Below are 7444 nucleotides of genomic sequence, written 5' to 3' on the forward strand. Positions count from 1 at the left end.
AGCTGTCGATCCGGTCCGGCTGCCGTGCCAGGCGAGACAGGCAATCGCGACGTTCGACACGCCGAATGGCCGGTCTTCCGCACAAGGAGACCTCCACGGCGACCGATCAACTCTCGCCCGGACAAACGACCATGTCAGACATAATTCGCAGACATCGCGTCGCGGCCTTGCTGGGCGCTGCGCTGATCGTATCCCCCTTCGTCATGTCTTTCGCCCAAAGCGAGGGCAACACCGTTCCGACAACCCAGACACCGGTAGCCGGCCTCACCGCTCCCAACGGCTCGTTCGCTCCCATCGTGGCGGCCGACAAGCCGGCGGTGGTAACGATCACCACTGTCACGAAGGCAGAGCCTGGAACGACGAGCGACGCCTCTCCGTTCGACGGCGGCTCGCCTTTCGACGACTATTTTCGTCAGTTCTTCGGTGACCAGGGCATGCCGATGCCCAAGACACCGCCACAACAGCAACCGCAGCGTGCCGAAGCACTGGGTTCCGGCTTCATCGTGGGCGCGGATGGCATCATCGTCACCAACAATCACGTGATCGATGGTGCCACCTCGATCAAGGTTGCGCTCGACGACGGCACCGAACTCCCCGCCAAGCTGGTCGGCCGCGATGCCAAGAACGATCTCGCCGTGCTCAAGGTCAAGGCGGACAAACCCCTGCCAACCGTCAAATGGGGTGATTCCGACAAGCTCATGCCAGGCGACCAGGTATTGGCCTTCGGCAACCCGTTCGGCATCGGCACCACTGTCACCGCAGGCATCGTTTCGGCGCGCGGCCGCGATCTGCACAGCGGCCCGTTCGATGACTTCATCCAGATCGACGCCCCGATCAACCACGGCAATTCCGGCGGGCCGCTGATAGATGTCGCCGGCAATGTCGTCGGCATCAACGCGGCGATCTATTCGCCCAATGGCGGTAGCGTCGGCGTTGGCTTCGCCATCCCGTCCGACCAGGCCCGGAAGGTGGTCGCCAAGCTGATGAAGGACGGCTCGATCCAGTATGGATACCTCGGCGTCGAGATCCAGCCGGTGACGGCGGATGTGGCGAGCGCAATCGGCCTTGATCATCCCGCCGGCGCGCTGGTTTCGCGGGTCAATGACGGTTCGCCCGCCGCCAGGGCCGGAGTCGAGGCCGGCGACGTCATCACCAGCTTTGCCGGACAGGATGTGAAGGATCCCAAGGACCTGTCGCGGGCGGTCGCCGATGTCGCGCCCGGCGCCAGGGAGACGCTGAACATCTGGCGCAAGGGCAAGGCCGTGGATGTTTCCGTCGACGTCGGGCGCAACACCGACGACGTAAAGACCGCGTCATTGGAAGACGGGTCCGGCGCGCCTGGCGTCGGGCAAGGCTCACGCGCCGCGGCGATCGGGCTTGGACTGATGGACATCACCCCTGACATTCGCGAGCAGATGAATCTCGCCCACAATCAGCGCGGTGCGATCGTTGCCAGCGTCAATCCCGACAAGGCGGCCGCGGCTTCCGGAATCCAGGTAGGTGACATCATCGTCGCCGTCAATCAGGTGCCGGTGAAGAGCGCCAGGCAGGTCACCCAGGCGATCGCTCAGGCTGGCAAGTCCGGCAAGAAGTCGGTGCTGTTGCTGGTCGAGCGCGACGGAGGCCAGATCTATGTCGCGGTGCCGTTCGCCAATGGCTGACGCGAGGCGCTGAACTGAATGCAAAGCCGGCAGGCTCGCCGGGCCTGCCGGCTTTGTCCGTCAAGATTTCAGTTGCCCGCAGCGGCATCATCGAGAAAACTGCGACAGGCTGATGGATGCCTGCTGCAGAGGAATTGCCGCGATGGTCACCCGAGGTTTCTCTTCAGGACGGCGCCCGCCAACCGATGACGATGGGCGCATACCGCCCGGTCAATATCTCGAACAGGGTTTTCCGGTACTGTCGGCCGGTCCGACGCCGCGCGTGCGCATGGAGGATTGGTCGTTCACGTTGAAGCATGGGCCACGGCCGATCAAGAAATGGAACTGGGCTGAATTCAACGCGCTGCCGTTGACCAAGATGACACGCGACATCCATTGCGTGACCGCGTGGACCAAGTTCGACACGCCGTGGCAGGGCGTGCTGGTCGACGATATCCTTGCCGACGCGGGTTTGGAGCCGCCGACCGGCTTCACGCTGGCGCACGCGTTCGACGGGTACACCACCAATGTGCCGGTAAAGGATCTTACCGGCGGCAAGGCCATGGTGGCGCTGCTCTACGAAGGCAAGCCGATTGCGCCGGACCATGGCGGCCCGGCAAGGCTGCTGGTGCCGCACCTCTATTTCTGGAAGTCTGCCAAATGGCTGAACGGCCTGCAATTCACGACGCGCGACGAACCCGGTTTCTGGGAATTGCGCGGCTATCACATCTATGGCGATCCATGGCGCGAACAGCGCTATACGGGCGATCCATGAGCGATGTGGCAGCAGTGCAATCGCCCTGGCAGACAGCCGGGATCGTCCGCATCGAAAAGCGCACGCCGCGTGTTACCAGCTTCTTTTTCCGGCCATCGCGGCCGTTTGCCTACCGCGCCGGGCAGCATGTCGATGTCAGGCTGACGGCACCGGATGGTTACCAGGCGCGCCGCTCCTACTCCATTGCCTCCGCGCCCGAGACGGTTGGGGCGATCGAACTGGCTATCGAGAAGCTCGACGATGGCGAGGTTTCGCCCTTCTTCCACGAGGTCGCGGCGATTGGTGACGAAATCGAACTGCGCGGACCGCTCGGCGGGCATTTCGTCTGGCCAGAAGATGAGAGCGGACCGCTTGTGCTTGTCGGCGGCGGTTCCGGCGTCGTGCCCTTGATGTCGATGGCTCGCCATCGAGCCGCGCGCAATTCGACAGTGCCCGTCGTCCTGATTTTTTCAGCCCGGGTCTGGGACGAAGTGATCTTTCGCGACGAACTGATCGCCCTCGACGACCGCAGGGACGGGTTCGACCTCGTGCTGACACTGACACGCGAAGCCGCCCGGCGCCCGGCCGATTATGCGCGGCGGGTGGACGTCGCGATGATGGCGCAAGCAATGGCACGGCTGCCCGAGCCGCCTGGTCTCGCCTTTGTCTGCGGCTCCAACGCGTTTGTATCAGTCGCCGCCCAGGCGCTGATTGATGCCGGCGTTGCAGCGGGAAACATTCGCACCGAGCGCTACGGAGTTTGAACGGACGTTGTTAACGCATGTGGTCTTGGCGCTGACAGTTCGTCCGGGGCTCGATGCTTTGATCCAGGACTGGCGTGTTGCCCGACTTCTTCATTGGCGCCCATGCCGCGGTCGCTCAGCTTCCGCTTCCGGACTCCGGAAATGGCACCAACCGCCGGTCACGCCTCGATTTCGAGCGCCGAAAGCGGTTTTGAGCAACAGGCAAGGATAAAACCGTCGTCGATTTCATGATCGAGGATGCCGCCATTGTGGCTCATCTCGACGTCGCCCGCGACCTTTTTCACCTTGCAGGTGCCGCACAGGCCGAACTCGCATGCAGCGGGAATCCGCACGCCTGAGGCCCGCGCGGTCTGCAGCACGGTTTGGCCGGCGACGCAGTCGGCATCGACGTCCGAAAGCGAGAATCGGATCGGTGTCATGGCTTCGACCGGGGCGACGGCGTCGTCTCCCGCCGGCAAAGCGAACGGCGCCGGGATCTCCTCCACGGCAGGCGCCGCAAAGCTCTCCTGATGGTATTTCGTCATGTCGAAGCCGGCGGAGTCCAGCATGCCGCGCACGGCGCGCATGAAGGGATCAGGGCCGCAGCAGAAGATTTCGCGCTCGCGGAAATCGGGCGCCAGCAGCGGCAGCCTGATGGCGTCGATGCGGCCCATATGGCCGAACCATCCCTCTCGGCTCGAACGCTCCTCGATCATGAAACCGAGCGACAAGCCTGGCATACGGCTGCCGAGCAGTTCGAGCTCCTTGCGGAAAATGATCTCTTCCGGGCGGCGCGCGCAATTGACGAAGCCGACATCGGTCCATGGCGCACAGTCGTTCAGCCAGCGCAGCATCGACATCATCGGCGTCACGCCGGATCCGGCCGAAATGAACAGATACTTGGCCGCCGGGTGGCTGTGCAGCGAAAAATCGCCGGTCGGCCCATACGCCTTGACGTGCGAGCCGGGCGTCAGATGGTCAAACATCCATCGTGTGCCGGTGCTGCCGGCTTGCGCCTTCACCGTCACCGCGATCGAGAACGGCCGCGATGGCGAGGACGACAGCGTATAGGTGCGCATCACCGGCCCGTCCGCGGTCGGCAGTTCCAACGTCACGAACTGGCCCGGCTTGTAGCGGAACCAGGTCTGGTTGTCGGAGCGGAAGGTGAAGGTCTTGACGTCAGGCGCTTCGTCGCTGACGCCGATCACCTCCAGCACCTGCAGCCTGTCGTTCCAGGGCGTCATCTGGTCGAGATGGCGATAGAGGCCAAGATCCGTCATCGCATTCATCCTCTCTTGTCCCTCATGTCTTGTGCATGTGATGCAACTAGGCGACGCTGCGCAGCGCCGGCCTTCCGCCTTCGGCGAGGCGCGGGCCGATGAACGACGCGTACCATTCGACGAACTGGATCACGCCGCCCTCATGCAGCTCCGAATAGGGGCCCGGTTCATAGGCGGGCGACAGGATGCCGAGGGCGTTTTCCTCAACGATGCGGCGGTCCTGGTCGTTGGTTTCGGTCCACACATGGGTAAGGTCTTCGATGGTGTAGTCGACACCCTCGACCGCGTCCTTGTGCACCAGCCATTTCGTCGTCACCGCCGTTTCCGTGGCGCTGATCGGCACCACCCGGAACGTCACCGCGTGATCGATGAGGATATGGTTCCATGTCGTCGGATAGTGATAGTGCATCAAGGTGCCGATGCGGTCGGCGGAGACAGCGTCGGAGAGGTTCTTCTTCACCGCCAGTTTGCCGCTCATGGTGTAGCTGACGGCATCGCGCAGCAGCGGCGCGCGGGTGGCGCGATACTGCCCGGCCGGATCGATGCGGAATTTGCTCGGCAGGCCTGATGCCTCGCATTTGGCCCAGTGCGCGACCATTTCGGGGTCGCTGTCGGCGCCGTTGACGCCGGTCACGGTCGGAGCCTCGGGGAAGGTCTTGCACAACTCGGGATGATTGGCGACGCAGTGATAGCACTCGCGGTTGTTTTCCCAGACCAGCTTCCAGTTGCCCTTCTCGATGATCGTGCTCTCGAAGGCGACCTTTGCTTCCCGCAACCGGTGCGGCAGCAGATAAGGTTCGATCATCGCCCGCATCGGCGCGAAATCCGCTGGCTCCTTGGCCAGGCAGATAAAGATATAGCCGCCGACGCTCTCGCAGGCGATCGGCTTCAGACCGAACTCACTCTTGTCGAAACCGTCGGCCATCTGACGGGCGAACAGCAGGCGGCCGTCGAGCTCATAGGTCCACTGGTGATAGGGACAGACAAGCTTTGCCGCAGTACCCTTGTCGGTGTTGCAGACGCGACTGCCGCGATGGCGGCAGGAATTGTGGAAGGCGTTGATCTTGCCTTGCTGGTCACGGACAAGAACAACCGGATAGTCGCCGATCTGCACGGTAATGTAGCTGCCCGGCTTCGGCAGCTCGCAATCATGGCCGATGAACAGCCAATCGCGATACCAGATCAGCTCCATGTCCAGCTTGAAGTAGTCTGGATCGGTGTAGAAGGGCTGCTCTAGCGAAAAGCCTTGCCGACGGCTGTTCAAGAGCCTCAGCATGTCGTTGCGAATATCCATGTCCTGTCCTCGTTATCTAAGGACTGAACTGGTGGTGACGGAGGAAGGATTGGACGCAGGCCGGCGAGGCGCCGTGCATGCACTATCCACCTCTTGATCGCCCACCGCGATCAGTCGAGTCTAGAAATCTCGGGCTGGTTTCCGGGCTTTGGAGTTGTCCTTGCGGACGATCGCGACACCTTCCCAGGCAGTTGCCCAGTGGTCTCCCGTTGCGACTTGAACTCCACCACCGTTGCGGGGGCAGCGCCGGATTTTGACCGGCTTCCCAATTCTCCGCCCCGTCGTCACGAAGCGGCACCTGAGATGGCATGATCTAACCACGATCGCTGACGCGTCATCGGCATGAAAACGACATCGTATCCATGCGGCGCGACACGCGTGCGAAACGTTCGGGTTGGCGATTGCCGGGCTGAAATCCTATCTCTTCGGCAGCCATCGCCACTTGCAATCTCCTCGAAAGCCAACCCTTGCTGGCGGCCAAAAAAGGCTAACGGTTTCGAAAAGTGACTATTAGCTGATTCTAAAATCGAACCGAACGGTTCGTTTCTGTTGACGGTGCGTGCAGGACATTGTGAACGCCGGGCCTTGGCAACAGTTAGTGATCCAGCGGACGGTTTTGCTTAAACCATTGAAAAATATAAATAATAAGTAGCGTGTGGAAGCCCTTGGCACAATTTCAAGTAGCGGAATCATGGTCCACACGAAACAACTTCGTGATTGGAAAAGGCGAGGATGCCCTCCCACATCGGGGCTGTCCGAACGACGCGATTTCATTTCCAAGACACGCCGCTAGACGGACGAAAAAGAAGATACTGGAGTACAAAAAATGAAAAAGATCATTCTCACTGCCGCCGCCGTTCTGGCCATTTCCGGCAGCGCCTTCGCTAATGGCAGCGACCACTACGGTTCGAACGCCCCGGCAGCCACTGCCGTCGACAGCTCGTACACCGCTTCGGTCAAGAAGTCGGAACCGGCTGCTCAGACGCCTGCCCAGGGCAGCGACCGTAACCTCTTCGGCCACTAACAACCAATTCCCAGTTGACAGCGGGTTCGCCCGCCATCCTGGCGAAATCCAGAAAATTCAGGAGACTTGAAATGAAGAAGATCATTCTTGCTACCGCCGCTGTTCTGGCCATCTCGGGTAGCGCTTTCGCCGCTAGCGACAACTATGGTTCGAACGGCGCCAACCAGCCTGCCACCACCGCCGTCGACAGCTCGTACACGGCTTCCGTCAAGAAGTCGGAGCCGGCCACGCAGGCGCCTGTCAACCATGGCAGCGACCGCAACCTGTTCGGCAACAACTAACATCCGACCAAACCAACATCCGACTGCGATGCTGCGGGTTGACCCGCAGCATCGAATTCGAAAATACGGAGTATCAAAAATGAAAAAGATTGTTCTTACTGCCGCCGCTCTTCTGATTGCCGCCGGCAGCGCCTATGCCCGCAACGACAACGTTGGTGGCACCGACATCAACAAGCAGTCGACCTCCAACGTCGACACCACGCCGACGTCTTCGGTGCGCGACACCGGTTCGCCGATCTACAAGCTGCTCAATTCGTCGGGCGACGCACCGAAGTCCGCCCCCCAGGGCAGTGATCGGAACCTCTTCGGCCGCTAACAGCCTAAGCCGATGTCCAGCAAAGAGGGGGCGGGCGGGGACGCCCCCCGATTATTTAAAAGAAAGGTGTAGGAAGGAAACCCCCCAAAGCAGAAAGAGATGTAGTGGGAGG

Annotated in this window: 8 protein-coding genes and 1 riboswitch; of the genes, 6 read left to right on the top strand and 2 right to left on the bottom strand. The window is 61.5% G+C overall.

Going from position 1 to position 7444, the window contains the following annotated elements:
• Nucleotides 1–131: 131 nt before the first annotated feature.
• The 3 genes from NKI20_RS24775 (at nucleotide 132) to NKI20_RS24785 (ending at nucleotide 3158) form a co-directional block, all read left to right on the top strand.
• Nucleotides 132–1661 (top strand): DegQ family serine endoprotease, encoded by a 1530-nt coding sequence (locus tag NKI20_RS24775; RefSeq protein WP_352835259.1) that lies wholly within the window; start codon nucleotides 132–134, stop codon nucleotides 1659–1661.
• 142 nt (nucleotides 1662–1803) lie between these two features.
• Nucleotides 1804–2415 (top strand): molybdopterin-dependent oxidoreductase, encoded by a 612-nt coding sequence (locus NKI20_RS24780; RefSeq protein WP_352835262.1) that lies wholly within the window; start codon nucleotides 1804–1806, stop codon nucleotides 2413–2415.
• Nucleotides 2412–3158 (top strand): FAD-binding oxidoreductase, encoded by a 747-nt coding sequence (locus tag NKI20_RS24785; RefSeq protein WP_352835265.1) that lies wholly within the window; start codon nucleotides 2412–2414, stop codon nucleotides 3156–3158. Before NKI20_RS24780 ends, NKI20_RS24785 begins: the two co-directional genes overlap by 4 nt.
• Nucleotides 3159–3316: 158 nt before the next feature.
• On the opposite strand, the gene NKI20_RS24795 is transcribed toward NKI20_RS24785, so the two are convergent.
• On the bottom strand, nucleotides 3317–4417 hold the full coding sequence (locus NKI20_RS24795; protein ID WP_352835268.1) for an FAD-binding oxidoreductase: 1101 nt from the start codon (nucleotides 4415–4417) through the stop codon (nucleotides 3317–3319).
• A 46-nt stretch (nucleotides 4418–4463) separates the two neighbouring features.
• Complete coding sequence (locus NKI20_RS24800) at nucleotides 4464–5711, bottom strand: aromatic ring-hydroxylating oxygenase subunit alpha (RefSeq protein WP_352835271.1); 1248 nt, start codon at nucleotides 5709–5711, stop codon at nucleotides 4464–4466.
• A 115-nt stretch (nucleotides 5712–5826) separates the two neighbouring features.
• Nucleotides 5827–6028: riboswitch (cobalamin riboswitch) on the bottom strand.
• Nucleotides 6029–6537: 509 nt separating this feature from the next.
• On the opposite strand from NKI20_RS24800, the gene NKI20_RS24805 reads away from it, so the two are divergent.
• From NKI20_RS24805 to NKI20_RS24815, 3 genes are all read left to right on the top strand, one after another.
• The gene (locus NKI20_RS24805) at nucleotides 6538–6735 is read left to right on the top strand and encodes a DUF680 domain-containing protein (RefSeq protein ID WP_023761191.1); all 198 of its coding nucleotides are present in this window, start codon (nucleotides 6538–6540) and stop codon (nucleotides 6733–6735) included.
• Nucleotides 6736–6806: 71 nt separating this feature from the next.
• Nucleotides 6807–7016, top strand: coding sequence for a DUF680 domain-containing protein (locus tag NKI20_RS24810; protein ID WP_023761192.1), 210 nt, complete (start codon nucleotides 6807–6809; stop codon nucleotides 7014–7016).
• A 79-nt stretch (nucleotides 7017–7095) separates the two neighbouring features.
• Entirely contained in the window at nucleotides 7096–7332 is a 237-nt protein-coding gene (locus NKI20_RS24815; protein WP_352835275.1) for a DUF680 domain-containing protein, read from the top strand.
• Nucleotides 7333–7444 lie beyond the last annotated feature (112 nt).

It is taken from the genome of Mesorhizobium sp. M0830 (assembly GCF_040319965.1).
Classification (GTDB): Bacteria; Pseudomonadota; Alphaproteobacteria; order Rhizobiales; family Rhizobiaceae; genus Mesorhizobium.